Below are 15,685 nucleotides of genomic sequence, written 5' to 3'. Positions count from 1 at the left end.
AGCAGCCCTCGGGAGTAAGCCGCGCGGTCTTGTCGCGCCTGCTGCCGGCTGCGGGCGCAAGCGCGACGAGCCCCTGTGCCTCGAGTCGCTTGAGCGCAGAGTTGATGGTCTGCGGGGGATAGTGCCAGTCCGCGCAGATGGCCGCCTGGGTGAGGCTGCTCCCGCCGAGGCGAATCACGTACAGGAGCCACAGAGCGGCATCAGAGACGCCCGCGCGTCGCGCGTAGGCGTGATAGAGCTGCTCGAGCTCCTTGCTGGTGCAGTTGTAGGCGACGTGAAGCTCATCCGTTGACGTCACGGCCTATCCCTCCAAATCATCCGAAATCGGATATAGCAGAGGGGTTTATATCTGATTTCTGATGATGTGTGACGTGATAAAGTGGTCAAAAGTGCCTGTCCCTTTTGACCGGTCGGAGCGCGCATGGGCGAGAAGAACGCGGCGGCCGCGGGCGACATCACCGAAGCGCGGTTTCAGGACACCGCCTACAGCTACACGCTTTCGCTCATCCAGGGCAAGCACAAGATGGCGATCCCCTACTGCCTCATGGAGTACGAGCCGGTGCGCTTCAACGAGATGCGGCGCTACCTGGGTGGCATTGCCGACAAGACGCTCTCGGCCAACCTCAAGGAGCTCGAGCGCGACGGGCTCGTGGCGCGCCGCGAGTACCCGCAGATCCCCCCGCGCGTGGAGTACTCGCTCACGTCGTTGGGGGACTCGCTCATGGTGGTGCTCGACGGCCTCTGCGTCTGGGGCGCGGAGCACATGCCGCGCAGATGAGAACGGCTCGGGCGGATCGGGATTATTAATCCGCCCTCTGGCACGATGGCTTCTCTACCAACTGGGATTATGTGAATCGCAATTAATTCAGGGCGGATTAATTTTCGGTGGCGTCGTCTTGCGCGTCCGATGCGTGCCGGCTATGCCACCGCCCGCACCGCGTCCAGGAACTCCGCGACGTGCGGAGCCGGCTCGGGCGCGTGCAGCACGCCGTAGCTCACGGTGACGCCCCAGTCGGTGGGGACCGTGCGCAGCAGCGGGTGCACGTCGCGCCAGACGGGCAGCGTGGCCAGGGCCAGGTCCTCGTTTGCCGCCCGGTTGAAGACCTCGGCGCGGTACTGCGGGAAGTCCTCAACGCGGACGTCCGGGCAGTCGGCGTGGATGCGGTCGCGCAGGGCGTCGATGTCCGCGTTCCAGCCGCGCCGGATGAGCAGGAGGTCGTGGCCGCGCAGCGCGTCCAGCGTCACCATGTCGAGCGCGCCCAGCTCGCCTCCCACGGGCACCGCGCACCACAGTGGCTCGCGGGAGAGCTCGAGCCCGGCGCAGCCGTGCTCGGCGAGGAAGTTGTCGTCGAAGACGCCCACCACGACGTCCATGTCCCGCCCTAGGTCGGCGAGGCCGCGTGCGGCCTCGGGCCCGTTCTCAAAGGTCACGACCTGCAGGCTCATCCCGGGACAGCGCTCCTTCACGCGGGGCCATAGCCTCGCGAGCGGCGTCGACGGCGTCATGAGCGAGACGCCCACGCGGATTACGCGCTTCTCGGCGCGCTCCGCCATGCGGGCGCGGGCGACGGACTCCTGCGAGTACCGCACGATGTGGCGCGCGTCCTTGAGCAGGCTCTCGCCGGCCTTGGTGAGCGAGAGGCCCTGGTGGGAGCGGCGGAACAGCGTGAGCCCCAGGCGCGACTCCAAGAGGTTCATCTGCTTGATCACGGCGGTGGGCGTGATGAAGGCGTCCTGCGCCGCCTTGGAGAAGCTGCCGGCCTCGGCCACGCGGATGAAGGTGTCGAGCTGCGGGTTGTACATGGGCGCTCCCGTCCCTCGGGTTCTTCTCGTCAGTATATACCCAGGGGTTATATCCCCCATTCCAACGTGAACTTCTCGTGCGGCGCCCGGCCCCGTAGAGTCAGTGTCGAGAAGAGCCAAACGAAGGGAGCAAACATGGAGTACCTGAAGCTCAGCAACGACGTGCGGATGCCCGTGATGGGCCTGGGGACCTTCCTCATGAGTCCGGCGGAGGCCGAGGCAGCGGCGACGGCGGCGCTGGCCGCGGGCTACGAGCACATCGACACCGCCAACGCCTACATGAACGAGCGGGCCGTGGGCCGCGCCATCGCCAAGAGCGGCATCGCGCGCGAGAAGATCTTCGTGTCCACCAAGCTGTGGCCGAGCGTCTACAAGGCGGGGGACGCCGCCGTGGACTCCACCTTGGCGCGCCTGGGGCTCGACTACGTTGACATGCTCATCCTCCACCAGCCCGTCGGGGACTACCTTGCCGCCTGGGAGACGATGGAGCGCGCCTACCGCGCCGGCAAGGTCCGCGCGCTCGGCCTCTCAAACTTCCCCCAGGACAAGATCGCCGAGGTCATCGAGCGCGCGGAGGTGGCGCCGCAGCTGGTGACCGTGGAGTGCCACCCCTACCACCAGCAGCGCGACCTGCGCGCGTACCTCGAGCCCTACGGCACCGTGATCGAGGCATGGTACCCGCTCGGCCACGGCGACGCCGGTCTGCAGCAGGAGGGCGTCTTCCAGCGCCTGGCCGAGAAGTACGGCAAGTCCGCCGCGCAGGTCATCCTGCGCTGGCACACGCAGATGGGCACCTCGGTGATCCCGGGCTCCAAGAACCCCGCGCACATCGCGGACAACGCGGACATCTTCGACTTTGCCCTCACCGACGGGGAGATGGCCGAGATTGCCCGGCTTGACGGCACCAAGCAGTACTACAAGGCCAACAAGGCGCAGCTCCTGGGCTATCTGGCGACGCGCCCCAACTTTGACGCCCAGGACTAGGGACAGAGAGGGGATTCTCATGAGCATCATGACGCGTCGCAACTTCCTGAGGGCGGCCGTGGCCGCAGTACCGCTCGCCGCGCTGCTCACCGCTTGTGACGGCGGTTGGCAGGATGACGCCGAGGCCGCCGATGAGCCGGCCGCCGTCGAGGACGCACCGGCAGGCGGCGCTGCGGGCGGCAGCGTCCTCGTTGCCTACTACTCCGCGCAGGGCCACACCGAGTCCGTGGCACAGACCATCGCCGACGAGCTCGGCGCAGACCTCTTTGAGATCGCGCCGACGGAGCCCTACACGGACGACGACCTCAACTGGAACAACCCCGACAGCCGCGTGAGCCGCGAGCACGACGACGAGAGCCTGCGCGACGTGCCGCTCGAGCGGGTCACGCCCGAGGGCTGGGAGGACTACGACACTGTGTTCGTGGGCTACCCCATCTGGTGGGGTATCGCGGCGTGGCCGGTGGGCGGCTTCGTCACCGGAAACGACTGGGAGGGCAAGACGGCGATCCCGTTCTGCACCTCCGCGTCCTCGGGCCTCGGCCGCTCCGGCGAGCTCCTGGCCCAGGCGGCGGGCACGGGGGAGTGGCAGGAGGGCCAGCGCTTCTCGTCCGGCGCGGACGAGTCCGAGGTCCGCGACTGGGCGTCTGGCCTTGGCCTATAGGAAGCAGCGACGAGGAGGCCTTTGATGGCACGAGAGAACCACCTTACGCGCCGGGCGTTCGTGAGCATGGCGGCGCTCGCCGCGACGGGGCTTGCCGCCTGCTCAAACGGCGCCATGCCGCAGGGCGAGGTCGACGACGCCGCCCACGAGGGCCGCGCCGCGGAGCCCGGCGGCACGGAGCCCGCGGTCTACCTCGTCCGGGACGTGAGCCCCGAGGCGATGCAGGCCGTCTTCGACGCGCTGGGGACCTCGTTCTCGGGCGCGCGCACGGGCGTGAAGCTCTCCACGGGCGAGCCCGGGAGCAACCCGCTCGACCCGGAGCTCATCTCCGGCCTCGTGCGCGCCGTGGACGGGACCATCGTGGAGTGCAACACGGCCTATGGCGGCGAGCGCGGAGAGACCGCGCACCACCTGGAGGTGGCGGCCGAGCACGGCTACACCGGCATCGCCGACGTCCAGATCATGGACGAGGACGGCTCCGCCTCCATCCCCGTCGAGGGAGGCGAGCACCTCACGGAGAACCTCGTGGGCGCGCACTTTCCCGAGTACGACGGGTTTCTCGTCCTCTCGCACTTCAAGGGGCACGCGATGGCGGGCTTTGGCGGGGCGCTCAAGAACATCTCCATCGGCATGGCATCGCGCGAGGGCAAGTGCCTCATCCACACGGACGGCCGGAGCCACGACAGCCCCTGGGGCGGCGAGACGGCGGCCTTCCAGGAGTGCATGGCGGAGGCGGCCAAGTCCGTGGTGGACGCCGTGGGCGGCAACATCCTCTTCGTGAACGCGATGAACCACCTGAGCGTGGACTGCGACTGCGACTCCAGCCCCGCGCCCGCCAAGATGGCCGACATCGGGATTCTGGCGAGCGCCGACCCGGTGGCACTCGATCAGGCCTGTGTCGACCTCGTCTACAGCTCGGACGACGACTCGGCCGACCTCATCGGGCGCATCGAGAGCCTGGGCGGCGAGCACGTGCTCGAGCACGCCGAGAAGATCGGGCTGGGCAGCCGCGGTTACCGGCTCGTGGAGGTTGGGGCGTGAATGTCACGAGAAGGACTTTCCTTGCACTCGCCACCTCTGCGCCCCTTGCTCTTACCGGATGCTCTGCAGTGGAGGATTCGGTGGCGTCGAGAGGTGGCGATTCAGGCCCCGGGGAGGCCGCGGATGTCCGTGAGCTTGACGGCTACGTCCTCACGGAGGGGTCGCAGACAGACCGCGGCTTCGTCGTTGACGACGCCCTGCAGACGCCGTCCGGGCGCACGCTGCACTTCTCGCTCCACGTGCCGGACGCCTACGACGGGTCCGCGCCCTACGCCCTCTACGTGGCCTGCCCTGGCTGGGAAGGGCTCTACTTCCAGGGCGTGGGCGCCAACTTGCAGGAGGACTATCCCTTCGTGGCCAACGGCTACGTGCCGGACATGATCGTGGCCTCGCTGCAGCTCGACGACTGGGGCGAGCGGTCCGCGGCGGACGTGATCGAGCTCACCGAGTGGCTCCTCGGCGCCTACAGCGTGGACCCCGAGCGGGTCTACCTCTCCGGCTGCTCGGGCGGCGGGGAGACCATCTCGATCGTGCTGGGCACGCGCCCGGAGCTCTACCGCCGGGCGCTCCACACCATCTCGTGCTGGGACGGCAACATCGAGGCGCTCGTGCAGGCAGAGGTCCCCGTCTACATGGCCATTGGCGAGAAGGACGACTACTACGGGCCCGAGCCCGCCCGCGAGGCGTACGCCCGCATCTGCGACGCGTACCGCGCGCGGGGGCTCTCCGAGGACCGAATCGACGAGCTCGTAGTGCTCGATGTCAAGCCGACGAGCTACTTCGCGGAGCACGGCTTCTCCGAGGACGTCGGTCAGCACGGTGCCGGCGGCTACCTCTTCGCCCACGACGAGGAGATCATGCGATGGTTTTTCTCCTAACTGAGAGGGCGCAGCGCCGGCGGTGCGTACGTCGCGTCCTCGACGTTGCCCTCGCCTGTCTCCTTCTCGCCCAGATGGGCTACCAGCTGATGCCGGAAGACCTGCATGCGGTGCTGGGCGCTGCTCTGGTCATCGTTGCCGGTGCTCATCTCGCCATCAACGGAGCGTGGTTGCGCTCACTCGGGCGCGGACGCATGACCGCAGCGCGCGCCGCCTTTGCCGTCATGGCCTGCGCATCGCTGCTCCTCATGCCGTCGCTCGCTTTGAGCGGCCTCGTCCTCTCAGGGCTGTTCCCCGCGCTGCAGCCCTTTGATACTGCGGCTCGTGCGGCGCATCTGAGCTCCTCGTACCTTGCGCTTCTGGTCTTCCCGTTCCATGCGGGGATGCATGCGGCGCCGTTCCTTAGGGCAAGCGGCGCTTCTCGTGCAGGCAAGCGCTCTCCCGTGCGCATCGTCGGGCTTGTCATCTGGGCGGTTATCGCTCTCGCTGGCGTTTGTGAATTTGCGTCTCTTCACCTTTGGGACTACATAACGCTTCGAGCTCCCTTCGTGCTGCCCGCCGAAGCACCGCTTCCGATTTATCTTGCGCAGCACGGTGTCGTGGCTGCTCTCTCTGCCCTGTTGGGGGCGATTGCCATGCACGCGCTCAAAGCCCGTAAGACGTGCTGAGCGAACGATGAACTTGGTCACGAATGAAAGCGACAGGGCTGGAATCACCGAACTTTTCTCAATCGCCATAAAAGTTCGGCGAGATTATATCCATGACTGCTGTCAGGGCAATACTGCCACTTATTCAAATATTGGCGGTTTTACTCTGCTAACACGTATGACCAGAAGATGCGCTCTGGGAAGCACTTGACCAGAGCAGGCAAGATACGGGCGTGCTTATCGTCGGCAATAGGACGTCGGAGATGCTCGAACGAGATGGCAAGTACATCGTCCAAATACCCGCATGGCAGTGGTTGCTTGAAGCCGACGGATCACCCCTTGCGTCCTACCTCCAGCGGCCGAAGTGAAGCTGCTTGTCCAGGTCCGCCTTGGCCTGCTCGAGCTGGTGCTCGGCCGGGTCGGCGTAGCCGATGCCGATGAACGCCGGAATCATGTACGTCGGCGGCACCTTGAGGCGCTTCTTCACGGCGTCGTGCTCCTCGCTCAAGGGGATGCGCATGGAGCGGGCGAGTCCCTCGGCCGTTGCCGCGAGGAAGATGTTCTCGATGACGCACCAGATGGTGGCGAAGGGGTTGAGCCTGGAGACCCACTCGCCGTTCAGCTGCTTGCACTTGAAGACCGGGATCACCATGTAAGGCGCGGTGGCGAGCATCGAGTACTGCCGGGGCATGGCGTGGGCGTACATGTACTGCCCGAGCGTGGTGGGGTAGGGCTTCGGCCTGTTGAGGTAGGCCTCGGCGTCGAACTTCTCCGCAATCTTCTTGGCCTCGGGGAAGGCGAACTCCTTCTCCTCGGGCGTACGCAGGACGATGTAGCTCCAGTTGCGGTCGTGGTTCCAGGTGGGGGCGGCGTTGCCGGCCTCGAGGATGCGGCGCAGGACCTCGAAGTCGACGGCCTTGTCTAGAAACTCGCGCACCGTCCGCCGCTGGTAGACTGCCTCGTAGAGTTCCATGGGTCATCTCTCCTCGCTACGGTAGCCCGCGGCTCCCGCTCCATCAGCTCCGACAGTCGCTCGGTGAAGCGCTCGTGCAGCCCTACGAGCAGCGCCTGCTCCTCGGGCGCGAGCGACGCCATTGCGGCGTCCTCGGCCTGGGTATAGGGCCGCACGCGGTAGTCCACCACGAAGCACTGATAGCCTCGGCGGGCGAGCTCCTCGGCCGTGGGGTAGCAGTCCGCATTGTCCGCACGCACCAGGAACGCGCCACCCGCGCAGAGCAGGACGGCGCCCTTCACCGGGGTGCCCTCCGGAACGGGAACCGAGGTAACGGCGGGGCGGAAGCCCGCCGGGTCGTAGCCGCTCGCGGATGGCTCCGTGACCGCCGGCATGCGCCCCTCCCCCCAGAGGAACAGGCGCTGCGGGGTGCGGGGTTTCACCTCCGCCGTGAGTATCGTGCCTGTCACCGTGGAGGGGTCGGGGCTCACGTGGCCCGTCGCCAGCTGGGCGAGGCCCTCCTCGTCGACGGGCAGGGCTACGAGCTCGCGTACCCCGTCGCCCGTGCTCTCTTCGGCGGGATGCTTGTCCGTGCCGCGCGAGCAGGCTGCGGCCAATGTCGAGATTCCCAGTGCCGCTGCCGAGAAGAACGTCCGTCTCGTCATGTTCATCGTTGCTCCAACCAGAAGTCGATGGCGTCGTCGATTCAGCCCTCCGCCACGGTGTCGAGTCCGAGCCCGAAGCCGTGGCCGAGCCCCTCGTACACGTGGAACTCGGTGGGCACGCCGCTCGCCGTGAACTCGTCTATGCGCGCCTGCATGGTGCGCCAGTTGGCGATGCCGTCGCGGTCTCCCACGCAGGCGTAGGTGGCGGGGTCGGCGCCCGAGAGATCCCGGTGCCCCGTGTACTGCATGACCACTGCCGCGGGCTGGGGCACCTCGTCCCCGCCGAACGCCGCGGGCCCGTAGCCGCCCACGTAGGCGGCCATACGGGCGCCGGCGGACCCTCCCCAGAGCGAGTAGCCTGCCGTATCCACCTCCAGCTCCTCGGCATGCGCGAAGATGAAGGAGACGGCGCGGGCAAGGTCCTCGCAGGCGAGCTGGGCGTCGGGCCGGTAGATGACCGCGAAGCCGTTGAGCCCCGCGCGTGCCAGGTGCAGGCAGTGCGGGAACGAGTCATGCATCGCCGCCACGTAGGCAAAGCCGCCGCCCGCTGAGACCACGGCGAAGGGCGCACGCTCGCCCTGCGGCGCCCCCTTGGCAGCAAAGCGGAAGAGGCCCGTGTCGGCGAGCGTGGGGTCGGTGTCCTTCTCGTCCTCCGAGTAGAGGTCATCCCAGACTTATGACGTCCTTCTCGCCCGCTTGTGCGTCATCGTGAGCGCCGCCGCGGCGCCGAGCGCAGAGGCAAGCACCACGACGGCAAACGCCACGGGAAGGCTGCCCGCCGTCGCGAGCATAGCGGCCACGGCGGCCGTGCCGAACGAGCCGCCCACCTGTTGGAACATGCGCACGATGACAGCGGTGTCCGGGATGGCGTCGTCCGGCACGCTCACATAGGAGCCCGTGGTGATGGGCACGATGAGCATGCCCACGGCAAGCCCGCGCACAAAGAGGAGGGTCCCCGTGAGCAGGCTCGGGGCGTGTGGGTCAAGCAGCAGGAACGGTGCCGTGGTGAGCGCCGTGGCGGCAAACTCTCCCGCCGCGACAACCCGCCCGCCGTAGCGGTCCGTCAGACGCCCTGCGAGCGAGCGGGAGAGCAGCGCCCCCACGCCCTGGGGAAGCAGCATGAGGGCGGCGCCGAGCGCGTCCGTGCCCAGGAGCTCCTGATAGTAGAGCGACAGCAGGAACTGGGCCGAGTAGAGCGTCACGCCCGCCATGAATATGGCGGCGGACGCCGTGGGAACCGAGCGGTGGCGCATGAGCGTCACGTCCACGAACGAGCGGCGCGGGTCGCGGGCGGGGCGGCCATGCCACGAAGAGCGCGAGCGCGGTCACCCCGCCCAGCAGAGGCAGGGTGACCGTCGTCCGGGCAAGGTCGCCTCCCTGGCTCGCCTCCGTGAACCCAAAGATCAGAAGGGGGATGCCCGCAGCCACGAGGACAAAGCCCACCGGGTCGAAGGGGCGGGCCTGCGCCGCGGGCCGAGGTACGCCCTCCACGTGCTTCTCGCCCAGAAAGAGGGCCGCGACCACGATGGGGACGTTGATGATGAAGAACCAGTGCCAGCTCAGGAAGTTGAGGATGACGCCACCGATGACGGGCCCGAAGATGGGGCCGCAGGAGAGCGGCAGCAATGATGGTGGACATGATGGAGCTCACGTTGATCAGGCCGCGGGCGTGCGCCATCTCGACGGGCAGCGTGGTCATGAGCATGATGAGCATGCCCGCCGCAAAGCCCTGGACCACGCGCGACGCCACGAGGACGGGCAACGTGGGCGAGGCGATGCAGCACACCGAGCCGGCGAGAAAGGCCTAGAGCCCCAGCAGCCACGCAAAGCGCCCGTCGCGGGCGCGCTCGAGCCAGCCCGCCACCGGAATCCCAATGGCAAGCGCGAGTAGGTAGCCTGTAGAGACCCACTGGACGGCCACCGTGTCGATCCCAAAGGCGTCCATGAGCGCGGGGATGCCTATGGCCACGATCGTGGTGTCGCACCCCGGCATGAGCGCGCCCATGATGATGGCGACAAGCATCCCGCCCATGCCGGCGTTCTTCTCGACCCCTGTCGTGCCCTGTTCGCGCATCGCTGCCACCCTCTTCCGGGTTGAGCGTACCGAGCGAGCGGGCGGAGGGGAACCTCCGGTTGGCGCGCGCCTTATAACCAATGGGTTTGCTACCCCGTGGTTATAACCCGCACACCAACGGAGACTTCTGGGAGTGCCCGGGGCGCCGTAGGGTTTGGTCGACAGATCTCCGAGAAAGGGGAGACAATGGACCACATCACCCTGAACAACGGCGTGGAGATGCCGCAGCTCGGCTTTGGCGTGTACCAGATCCCGGATGCGGCCGAGTGCCAGCGTGCGGTGGAGGACGCGCTCTCGGTGGGCTACCGGCTCATCGACACCGCCGCGAGCTACGGCAACGAGGAGGCGGTGGGCGCGGCACTCAGGGCGAGCGGCGTGGCGCGCGACGAGGCGTTCGTCACATCCAAGCTCTGGGTGTCCGACATGAGCTACGAGGGCGCCAAGTGCGGGTTTGACGCCTCGCTCACGCGCCTGGGGCTCGACTACATCGACCTCTACCTCTTCCACCAGCCCTTCGGTGACATCTTCGGCGCGTGGCGCGCGATGGAGGAGCTCTACGAGCAGGGCGTGGTGCGCGCCATCGGCGTGGCCAACTTCTACCCTGACCACCTGGCCAACCTCATGGCCTTCACCAACGTGGCGCCCGCCGTGGACCAGATCGAGTGCAACGTCTTCTTCCAGCGCACGGCAGACCAGGCCTACCTTGAGAGCCGCAGCGTGGCCATGGAGGGCTGGGCGCCCTTCGCCGAGGGACACAACGACCTCTTCCACAACCCCGTGCTGGCGCAGATCGGCGCGGCGCACGGCAAGAGCGTGGCGCAGGTGGTTCTGCGCTGGCAGCTGCAGCGCGGCATCGTCTGCATCCCCAAGAGCGTGCGCCGCGAGCGCATGGAGCAGAACTTCGACGTCTTCGACTTCACGCTCAGCGACGCCGAGATGGACCAGATCCGCATGCTCGACACCGGCCGCAGCACGTTCTTCGACCATCATGACCCGGCCATCGTCGAGATGATAGCCGGCCTCTCCCGCAGCGCGTAGCGCCGTCGCCTGCGGAGGGGGCGTCTTGCGCGGGCGCCATGCGCCATGGTCCGGGTACGTACACTTCCCGCGCGGGTACGTACATATTTCTATGTTTGATGTTCTTATCGCAAGGCAGCCTACCTGGGGATATTCGATTGCGTGGTACCGCATGAATTACGCAACAGTGTGCGTACCCGGAGACGGGGTGTACGTACCCGGAACATCAAGCCCAAGTTGGCAGTAGATCCCAGAAAGGAAGCAGCATGAACGCATTCACCTATGACTACCCCGTGAGGAACTACTTCGGCGAGGGTGCCGTTGACCGGGCGCTCGACGTCGAGCTCGACGTTATGGGAGAGACCGTCCTTCTCGCCTACGGCGGCGGCTCGGTCAAGCGGACCGGCGTGTACGACCACGTGGTCGAGAAGCTTCGTGTGGCCGGCAAGCGCATCGTGGACTTTGGCGGCATCATGTCCAATCCCACCTACGAGAAGTGCCAGGAGGGCGCCGCGCTCGCCCGCGCCGAGCAGGTTGACTTCATCCTGGCGGTGGGCGGCGGCTCGGTCTTTGACTGCTGCAAGGTGGTCTCCGCCCAGGCGTGCCTCGATGAGGACATCGAGAAGTACGAGCACGCAGACGGCCGTATGCCCACCGAGTTCATCCCCATGGCCTGCATCGTGACGCTTTCCGGCACCGGCGCCGAGCAGAACGACGGCGCCGTCATCACCAACGAGGAGACGCACGTGAAGGGTCCCTTCGCGGGTGCGCTGCCCCGTTGGGCAGCCCTCGACCCGGCGCTCACGCTCACCGTGCCGCACATGCAGTTCATGAGCGGAGCCTACGACACGCTCTCGCACTGCATGGAGAGCTACTTCGGCACCCCGCGCGAGGCCAACGTCACCGACGACATCAACCTTGCCATCCAGAGGAACGTCATCCGCAGCATGCGTGCCGTGGCCGAGGACGACCAAGACCTCGCGGCGCGCAGCGAGCTTGTCTACGACTCCGCGATGGCCGAGAACGGCGTGCTCAAGGTGGGCAAGGTCACGGACTTCCAGGCGCACATGATCCAGCACCAGTACGGTGCCTACACCCACACCAACCACGGCATGGGCCTCGCGGTGATCCACCCGGCGCTCTACCGCCACCTGGCGCCCGAGGCGCCCGCGCAGTTTGCCCGCTGGGCGCGCGAAGTCTGGAACGTGGCCGAGAAGGACGACCTTGCCGCGGCCATGGCGGGCATCGACGCGCTCGCCGCGTTCACGGCGGAGATGGGACTGCCCACCACGTTTGCCGAGCTCGGCGGAGACGCCTCCGACGAGACGCTGCGCGCCGTGGCGGACACGTGCGTTCTCACGCCCGGCTGCGCCAAGCAGCTGAGCCGCGACGAGGTGTTCCAGATCCTGACCGAGTGCCGGTAGGACGGTCCTTCTCGCCCTGTCGCCCTGCAACAACCTCGTTTTTCTAAGCACCGAAAATAGGCCATCTACCTGCGGATATCTGCATCTCCGCAGGTAGATGGCCGTTTAGGAAACGCCACTCGTTGCAGGTTGTGGCGTCAGGCCCCAACGAATCCGAGCGCGCACCCAATGCAGCGGGAATCCGAGTATCGTGTAGCTCAGGAGCTTCATGGTCTTGATGTCGTTGTCAGCGGTCGTGGTCATGGCATCCACATCTCCTTTAATGAGGGAGTCCACGGTCGCATCGAAGATCTCGGAGAGCGGAAGCAGGCTCTGGACGTCCGGGCAGGTCTTGTTGTTCTCCCAGGAGCTGATTATCTGGCGGCTCACGTACACGCGCGCCGCAAGGTCGTCCGGCGACATGCTCGCCTCTTGGCGCAGCTTGCGTATGCGCGAGCCAGCCTCCATGCCCGTCGCTCCTCTCGTCCCATTTCGATGCGACCCCTACGGCTCAGACCATGACATGTCGCGCCGCATCGTACCATCAATAGGTCCGGTCAAAGTTTGCCGGGCGACAAGAGTCGCGTGTCAAGAGTCCTTGACATAGCCGTTTACCTGCAGGCTATAAGTTTGCGCAACGCCAACTGGCAGGACGTCGAGAAGAGCTGGAGAAATCGGTAAGGTGCGCGCCGTTCTTTTGGCTGCGAGGCTTTGGTCGGGCGTACGCCCTCGGCACGTCATATGCAGTCCAGGATGCGTCGCTTCGGTGCGATATCTTCGCGTACATGTATGGGGCGCCGGCAAAATAACATACATTTGAAAGGTTACGATAATTGTATTCGCAGTTGGCGAGAAGAACGCCTAGCTGAAATGTACGTTATTTCGAGGGCATAATCCGGCGCCTGCCCCGAGCGGCCGGCGCCGTGCGGCTCAGTGAGAAAGTCGCGGCAGCATGCGTTCGATGAACTCCGGCCCTCGGCCATGCTCGTTCGTGCGGTACACGAGGTAGAACGTGGCGCGGGCGCCGGCGTCGACGAGCGGGACCGTGACGCGGTTGTCGAGTCCGTCGGACTCGTGCGCCGTATACGGCCCCGAGGCATCCGTGCTGAACGCGAGCGCGTCGCTCGTCGGGAGCAGCATCTCGAACATCGAGCGGTCGTCCTGCCAGAGGAACGTGGCGTGCGGCAGCTCGCGCTCGACGACGTCGCGCCAGAAGCCGATGTTGGCGTATACAAGGAACGCCTCACCGTCTATGTCCCTGAACCGCAGCGCCCGCTTCGTTGCAAGGGGGTGCGTGCGCGGCAGGAGCACCGAGAGGCTCTCGGTCATGATGGGCTGCGAGATGAAGCCGGGAAGCGCGAGCGGTCGCAGCATGATGGCGGCGTCGAGCGTGCCCTCCATGAGGGTGCGTTCCAAATGCTGCGCGTCGAGCGACTCCGAGGCGACGATGGTGCCGGGCAAGGTCTCCACCACGAGCTGCGTGACGCGCCAGAGCGGCGCGGGCGCGCAGGTGCCAACGCGCAGCGTGCGGCGGCGCTTCTCGAGCGAGGACAGCTCGTCGCGCATGCGGCGATAGGTGCGGAGCAGGTCGTCGGCGTAGTCCGCCGCGATGCGGCCTGCCTCGGTGAGTGCCGAGCTGTTCGCGGTGCGGCGCAACAGGTCGCAACCGAGCTCCTCCTCGAGCCGTCGTACGGAGCGGCTGAGCGCCGGCTGGGACATATGGAGCTCCGCAGCGGCGCGGGAGATGGATCCCGTTCGCGCGACGCAGGCTATGTGCTCGAGCTGCTCGATGGTCATGGGCGTCTCCCGTGTTCTGGTGTGTCCTTCTCAGTATGCACGTTATGCATGCTAACTGCTCGAATGCGTAGGGCGCGGCATTCGCTTTTCGCAGCATGATGGTGGGGTCAAAGGACGGTGCGATTAGGCGAGAAGGGAATCTACCATGGCAAACGTTCAGACCGTGACGCTCAACAACGGTATCGAGATGCCGTGCGAGGGCTTCGGGGTGTTCCAGGTACCCAACCCTGCGGTATGCAAGCGGGCGGTGCTCGACGCCATCGACTGCGGCTATCGCCTCATCGACACGGCGGCCGCCTACATGAATGAGGAGGCGGTGGGCGCCGCCATCCGCGAGAGCGGCGTGGCGCGCGAGGAGCTCTTTGTCACCACCAAGCTCTGGGTGCAGGACGCAAGCTACGAGGGCGCCAAGGCGGCGCTCCAGATCTCGCTCGACAAGCTCGGTCTTGACTACCTGGACCTCTATCTCATCCACCAGCCGCTCGGCGACTATGTGGGAGCCTGGCGCGCCATGGAGGAGGCGTATCGTGCCGGCACCGTCCGCGCCATCGGCGTGTGCAACTTCTACCCGGCGCGCCTGGCGGACTTCTGCGAGACCGTCGAGGTGACGCCTGCCGTGAACCAGGTGGAGCTGCACCCGTTCTTCTCGCAGGAGGCGGCGCTTGCCACGATGCGCGAGTACGGCGTGGTGCCCGAGGCGTGGGGCCCCTTCGCCGAGGGCAACCACGGCATCTTCACGCACCCTGTCCTCATCGCGATCGGCGAGAAGTACGGCAAGACTGCGGCGCAGGTGGCCCTGCGGTGGAACATCCAGCGCGGCGTGGTGGTCATCCCCAAGTCCGTGCACCGCGACCGCATGGAGCAGAACATCGACGTGTGGGACTTCGAGCTTACCGCAGATGACATGGCGCAGATTGCCGAGCTCACCCTTGACCACAGCGAGATCGTGAACCACGACGATCCGGCGTTTGTGAAGATGCTCCACGGCGTGAGCAGCGTGAGGACTCGTCTTTAGCGACGCAGGCGGACAGGGGACGCTTTGCTGGGAGCATCGATGCTGCCGGCAAAGCGCCCCTTTCCGGAACGTGTGAATCGTTTGAGCTACACGCGCAGCACGTAGCCGTCCTTGCGCGGGGCGGCGGCGGGCTCGGGGCCGTCGGCGTAGCCCAGCGCGATGGCTCCCACGCCGCGCAGCGTCTCGGGCAGGCCCCACTCCCTGAGGAGCGCCTTGCCCTCAGCGCCGTCGAAGATCTCGCGCTCGCGGTGGATCCAGCAGCTAGAGAGGCCCACGGCGTGCGCCGCGAGCATGAGGTTCTCGAGCACGCAGGAGCCGTCCTCCACGAAGGTGCCGCGCTCGCCGTCGGCGAGCACCACCACGATGGCCGGCGCGCCGTAGTACGGGTCGGTGTCCTTGCCCATGACGGCGGCGTTGAGTGCGCGCAGGCGCTCGCGGGTCTCGGGGCTCGTCACCGCAACGATCACCGGAGACTGGTGCCCGCCGCCCGTGGGCGCGTAGGTGCCCGCCTCAAGTACGGTATCGAGCAGCTCCTGGGGGACGGGGTCCGCCTTGTAGCTGCGCACGCTCCTGCGCGTCTTGATGAGGTCGATGAGGTCGCTTGCCATGCCATGTCCCTTCTCCCGCCGGACCCGCCAATATAGAAAAACCGCCCATCTGCCCGAGGCAGGTGAGCGGCGAAAAGATGATGGCGGCATCCGGAAAAATCCGCTTGGATTTTCTGCCCCCATTATGAGCGCTCTTTGTG

18 protein-coding genes and 2 pseudogenes are annotated in these 15,685 nt (G+C 66.5%); 10 read left to right on the top strand and 10 right to left on the bottom strand.

All coding sequences use genetic code 11. The features are described from left to right. Window positions 1-46: 46 nt before the first annotated feature. Window positions 47-298 (bottom strand): annotated as a pseudogene (locus BQ7391_RS12790) (MarR family transcriptional regulator); the annotation flags it as partial. A gap of 123 nt (window positions 299-421) precedes the next feature. Here BQ7391_RS12790 and BQ7391_RS09050 point away from each other — a divergent pair. Further along, on the top strand, window positions 422-778 hold the full coding sequence (locus BQ7391_RS09050; RefSeq protein ID WP_075280299.1) for a winged helix-turn-helix transcriptional regulator: 357 nt from the start codon (window positions 422-424) through the stop codon (window positions 776-778). A 140-nt stretch (window positions 779-918) separates the two neighbouring features. Here the strand turns inward: BQ7391_RS09050 and BQ7391_RS09045 are convergent, their stop codons facing one another. Then, a complete protein-coding gene (locus BQ7391_RS09045; protein WP_075280298.1) occupies window positions 919-1,803 on the bottom strand; it encodes a LysR family transcriptional regulator in 885 nt (294 codons plus the stop codon). A 135-nt stretch (window positions 1,804-1,938) separates the two neighbouring features. Here BQ7391_RS09045 and BQ7391_RS09040 point away from each other — a divergent pair, with 135 nt between their 5' ends. From BQ7391_RS09040 to BQ7391_RS09020, 5 genes are all read left to right on the top strand, one after another. After that, window positions 1,939-2,787, top strand: coding sequence for an aldo/keto reductase (locus BQ7391_RS09040; protein ID WP_075280297.1), 849 nt, complete (start codon window positions 1,939-1,941; stop codon window positions 2,785-2,787). Between the two features lie 19 nt (window positions 2,788-2,806). After that, window positions 2,807-3,448, top strand: coding sequence for a flavodoxin (locus tag BQ7391_RS09035; RefSeq protein ID WP_083662175.1), 642 nt, complete (start codon window positions 2,807-2,809; stop codon window positions 3,446-3,448). 24 nt (window positions 3,449-3,472) lie between these two features. Beyond that, window positions 3,473-4,489: a DUF362 domain-containing protein gene (locus tag BQ7391_RS09030; RefSeq protein WP_075280296.1), complete on the top strand. Its 1,017-nt coding sequence runs from the start codon at window positions 3,473-3,475 to the stop codon at window positions 4,487-4,489. Between the two features lie 80 nt (window positions 4,490-4,569). Then, window positions 4,570-5,367 carry a prolyl oligopeptidase family serine peptidase gene (locus BQ7391_RS09025; RefSeq protein ID WP_200799602.1) on the top strand — a complete coding sequence of 266 codons (798 nt, stop codon included), beginning with the start codon at window positions 4,570-4,572 and terminating at the stop codon, window positions 5,365-5,367. Then, entirely contained in the window at window positions 5,352-6,035 is a 684-nt protein-coding gene (locus BQ7391_RS09020) for a hypothetical protein (RefSeq protein ID WP_075280295.1), read from the top strand. The genes BQ7391_RS09025 and BQ7391_RS09020 overlap by 16 nt, the downstream gene beginning before the upstream one ends. A 325-nt stretch (window positions 6,036-6,360) precedes the next feature. On the opposite strand, the gene BQ7391_RS09015 is transcribed toward BQ7391_RS09020, so the two are convergent. The 4 genes and pseudogenes from BQ7391_RS09015 to BQ7391_RS12020 all read right to left on the bottom strand — a co-directional run. Continuing rightward, the gene (locus BQ7391_RS09015) at window positions 6,361-6,987 is read right to left on the bottom strand and encodes a nitroreductase family protein (protein WP_075280294.1); all 627 of its coding nucleotides are present in this window, start codon (window positions 6,985-6,987) and stop codon (window positions 6,361-6,363) included. Continuing rightward, window positions 6,936-7,637, bottom strand: coding sequence for an alpha/beta hydrolase family protein (locus BQ7391_RS09010; RefSeq protein WP_075280293.1), 702 nt, complete (start codon window positions 7,635-7,637; stop codon window positions 6,936-6,938). Before BQ7391_RS09010 ends, BQ7391_RS09015 begins: the two co-directional genes overlap by 52 nt. Before the next feature lie 35 nt (window positions 7,638-7,672). Continuing rightward, entirely contained in the window at window positions 7,673-8,188 is a 516-nt protein-coding gene (locus tag BQ7391_RS09005) for an alpha/beta hydrolase (RefSeq protein WP_075280292.1), read from the bottom strand. A 117-nt stretch (window positions 8,189-8,305) separates the two neighbouring features. Further along, window positions 8,306-8,932: pseudogene (locus BQ7391_RS12020) on the bottom strand (MFS transporter); the annotation flags it as partial. A 324-nt stretch (window positions 8,933-9,256) separates the two neighbouring features. On the opposite strand from BQ7391_RS12020, the gene BQ7391_RS12015 reads away from it, so the two are divergent. Next, the gene (locus tag BQ7391_RS12015; protein ID WP_083662173.1) at window positions 9,257-9,439 is read left to right on the top strand and encodes a hypothetical protein; all 183 of its coding nucleotides are present in this window, start codon (window positions 9,257-9,259) and stop codon (window positions 9,437-9,439) included. Here BQ7391_RS12015 and BQ7391_RS12010 read toward each other — a convergent pair. Beyond that, entirely contained in the window at window positions 9,436-9,705 is a 270-nt protein-coding gene (locus BQ7391_RS12010) for a hypothetical protein (RefSeq protein ID WP_083662172.1), read from the bottom strand. The genes BQ7391_RS12015 and BQ7391_RS12010 overlap by 4 nt on opposite strands. Before the next feature lie 186 nt (window positions 9,706-9,891). On the opposite strand from BQ7391_RS12010, the gene BQ7391_RS08995 reads away from it, so the two are divergent. Together BQ7391_RS08995 and BQ7391_RS08990 are read left to right on the top strand one after the other, a co-directional pair. Continuing rightward, on the top strand, window positions 9,892-10,743 hold the full coding sequence (locus tag BQ7391_RS08995) for an aldo/keto reductase (protein WP_075280291.1): 852 nt from the start codon (window positions 9,892-9,894) through the stop codon (window positions 10,741-10,743). Between the two features lie 245 nt (window positions 10,744-10,988). Then, on the top strand, window positions 10,989-12,146 hold the full coding sequence (locus BQ7391_RS08990; RefSeq protein ID WP_075280290.1) for an iron-containing alcohol dehydrogenase: 1,158 nt from the start codon (window positions 10,989-10,991) through the stop codon (window positions 12,144-12,146). Window positions 12,147-12,251: 105 nt separating this feature from the next. Here the strand turns inward: BQ7391_RS08990 and BQ7391_RS08985 are convergent, their stop codons facing one another. Together BQ7391_RS08985 and BQ7391_RS08980 are read right to left on the bottom strand one after the other, a co-directional pair. Beyond that, window positions 12,252-12,593: a helix-turn-helix transcriptional regulator gene (locus BQ7391_RS08985; RefSeq protein WP_083662171.1), complete on the bottom strand. Its 342-nt coding sequence runs from the start codon at window positions 12,591-12,593 to the stop codon at window positions 12,252-12,254. A gap of 462 nt (window positions 12,594-13,055) precedes the next feature. Continuing rightward, window positions 13,056-13,922, bottom strand: a complete 867-nt coding sequence (locus BQ7391_RS08980; protein ID WP_075280289.1) for a LysR family transcriptional regulator — start codon at window positions 13,920-13,922, stop codon at window positions 13,056-13,058. 145 nt (window positions 13,923-14,067) lie between these two features. Here BQ7391_RS08980 and BQ7391_RS08975 point away from each other — a divergent pair, with 145 nt between their 5' ends. Beyond that, window positions 14,068-14,937 (top strand): aldo/keto reductase, encoded by an 870-nt coding sequence (locus tag BQ7391_RS08975; protein ID WP_075280288.1) that lies wholly within the window; start codon window positions 14,068-14,070, stop codon window positions 14,935-14,937. A gap of 86 nt (window positions 14,938-15,023) precedes the next feature. Here BQ7391_RS08975 and BQ7391_RS08970 read toward each other — a convergent pair whose 3' ends face one another. After that, on the bottom strand, window positions 15,024-15,545 hold the full coding sequence (locus BQ7391_RS08970) for a nitroreductase (protein WP_075280287.1): 522 nt from the start codon (window positions 15,543-15,545) through the stop codon (window positions 15,024-15,026). Between the last annotated feature and the right edge of the window lie 140 nt (window positions 15,546-15,685).

The organism is Thermophilibacter provencensis, assembly GCF_900128445.1.
GTDB lineage: Bacteria > Actinomycetota > Coriobacteriia > Coriobacteriales > Atopobiaceae > Thermophilibacter > Thermophilibacter provencensis.
This window is presented reverse-complemented; position numbering and strand designations above follow the sequence as displayed.

Bases quoted from the DNA above. Each gene is read 5' to 3' on its own strand.
- BQ7391_RS09050 (WP_075280299.1), top strand. From the start codon at position 422: ATGGGCGAGAAGAACGCGGCGGCCGCGGGCGACATCACCGAAGCGCGG.
- BQ7391_RS09045 (WP_075280298.1), bottom strand. From the start codon at position 1,803: ATGTACAACCCGCAGCTCGACACCTTCATCCGCGTGGCCGAGGCCGGC.
- BQ7391_RS09040 (WP_075280297.1), top strand. From the start codon at position 1,939: ATGGAGTACCTGAAGCTCAGCAACGACGTGCGGATGCCCGTGATGGGC.
- BQ7391_RS09035 (WP_083662175.1), top strand. From the start codon at position 2,807: ATGAGCATCATGACGCGTCGCAACTTCCTGAGGGCGGCCGTGGCCGCA.
- BQ7391_RS09030 (WP_075280296.1), top strand. From the start codon at position 3,473: ATGGCACGAGAGAACCACCTTACGCGCCGGGCGTTCGTGAGCATGGCG.
- BQ7391_RS09020 (WP_075280295.1), top strand. From the start codon at position 5,352: ATGGTTTTTCTCCTAACTGAGAGGGCGCAGCGCCGGCGGTGCGTACGT.
- BQ7391_RS09015 (WP_075280294.1), bottom strand. From the start codon at position 6,987: ATGGAACTCTACGAGGCAGTCTACCAGCGGCGGACGGTGCGCGAGTTT.
- BQ7391_RS09010 (WP_075280293.1), bottom strand. From the start codon at position 7,637: ATGAACATGACGAGACGGACGTTCTTCTCGGCAGCGGCACTGGGAATC.
- BQ7391_RS12015 (WP_083662173.1), top strand. From the start codon at position 9,257: ATGATGGTGGACATGATGGAGCTCACGTTGATCAGGCCGCGGGCGTGC.
- BQ7391_RS12010 (WP_083662172.1), bottom strand. From the start codon at position 9,705: ATGCGCGAACAGGGCACGACAGGGGTCGAGAAGAACGCCGGCATGGGC.
- BQ7391_RS08995 (WP_075280291.1), top strand. From the start codon at position 9,892: ATGGACCACATCACCCTGAACAACGGCGTGGAGATGCCGCAGCTCGGC.
- BQ7391_RS08990 (WP_075280290.1), top strand. From the start codon at position 10,989: ATGAACGCATTCACCTATGACTACCCCGTGAGGAACTACTTCGGCGAG.
- BQ7391_RS08985 (WP_083662171.1), bottom strand. From the start codon at position 12,593: ATGGAGGCTGGCTCGCGCATACGCAAGCTGCGCCAAGAGGCGAGCATG.
- BQ7391_RS08980 (WP_075280289.1), bottom strand. From the start codon at position 13,922: ATGACCATCGAGCAGCTCGAGCACATAGCCTGCGTCGCGCGAACGGGA.
- BQ7391_RS08975 (WP_075280288.1), top strand. From the start codon at position 14,068: ATGGCAAACGTTCAGACCGTGACGCTCAACAACGGTATCGAGATGCCG.
- BQ7391_RS08970 (WP_075280287.1), bottom strand. From the start codon at position 15,545: ATGGCAAGCGACCTCATCGACCTCATCAAGACGCGCAGGAGCGTGCGC.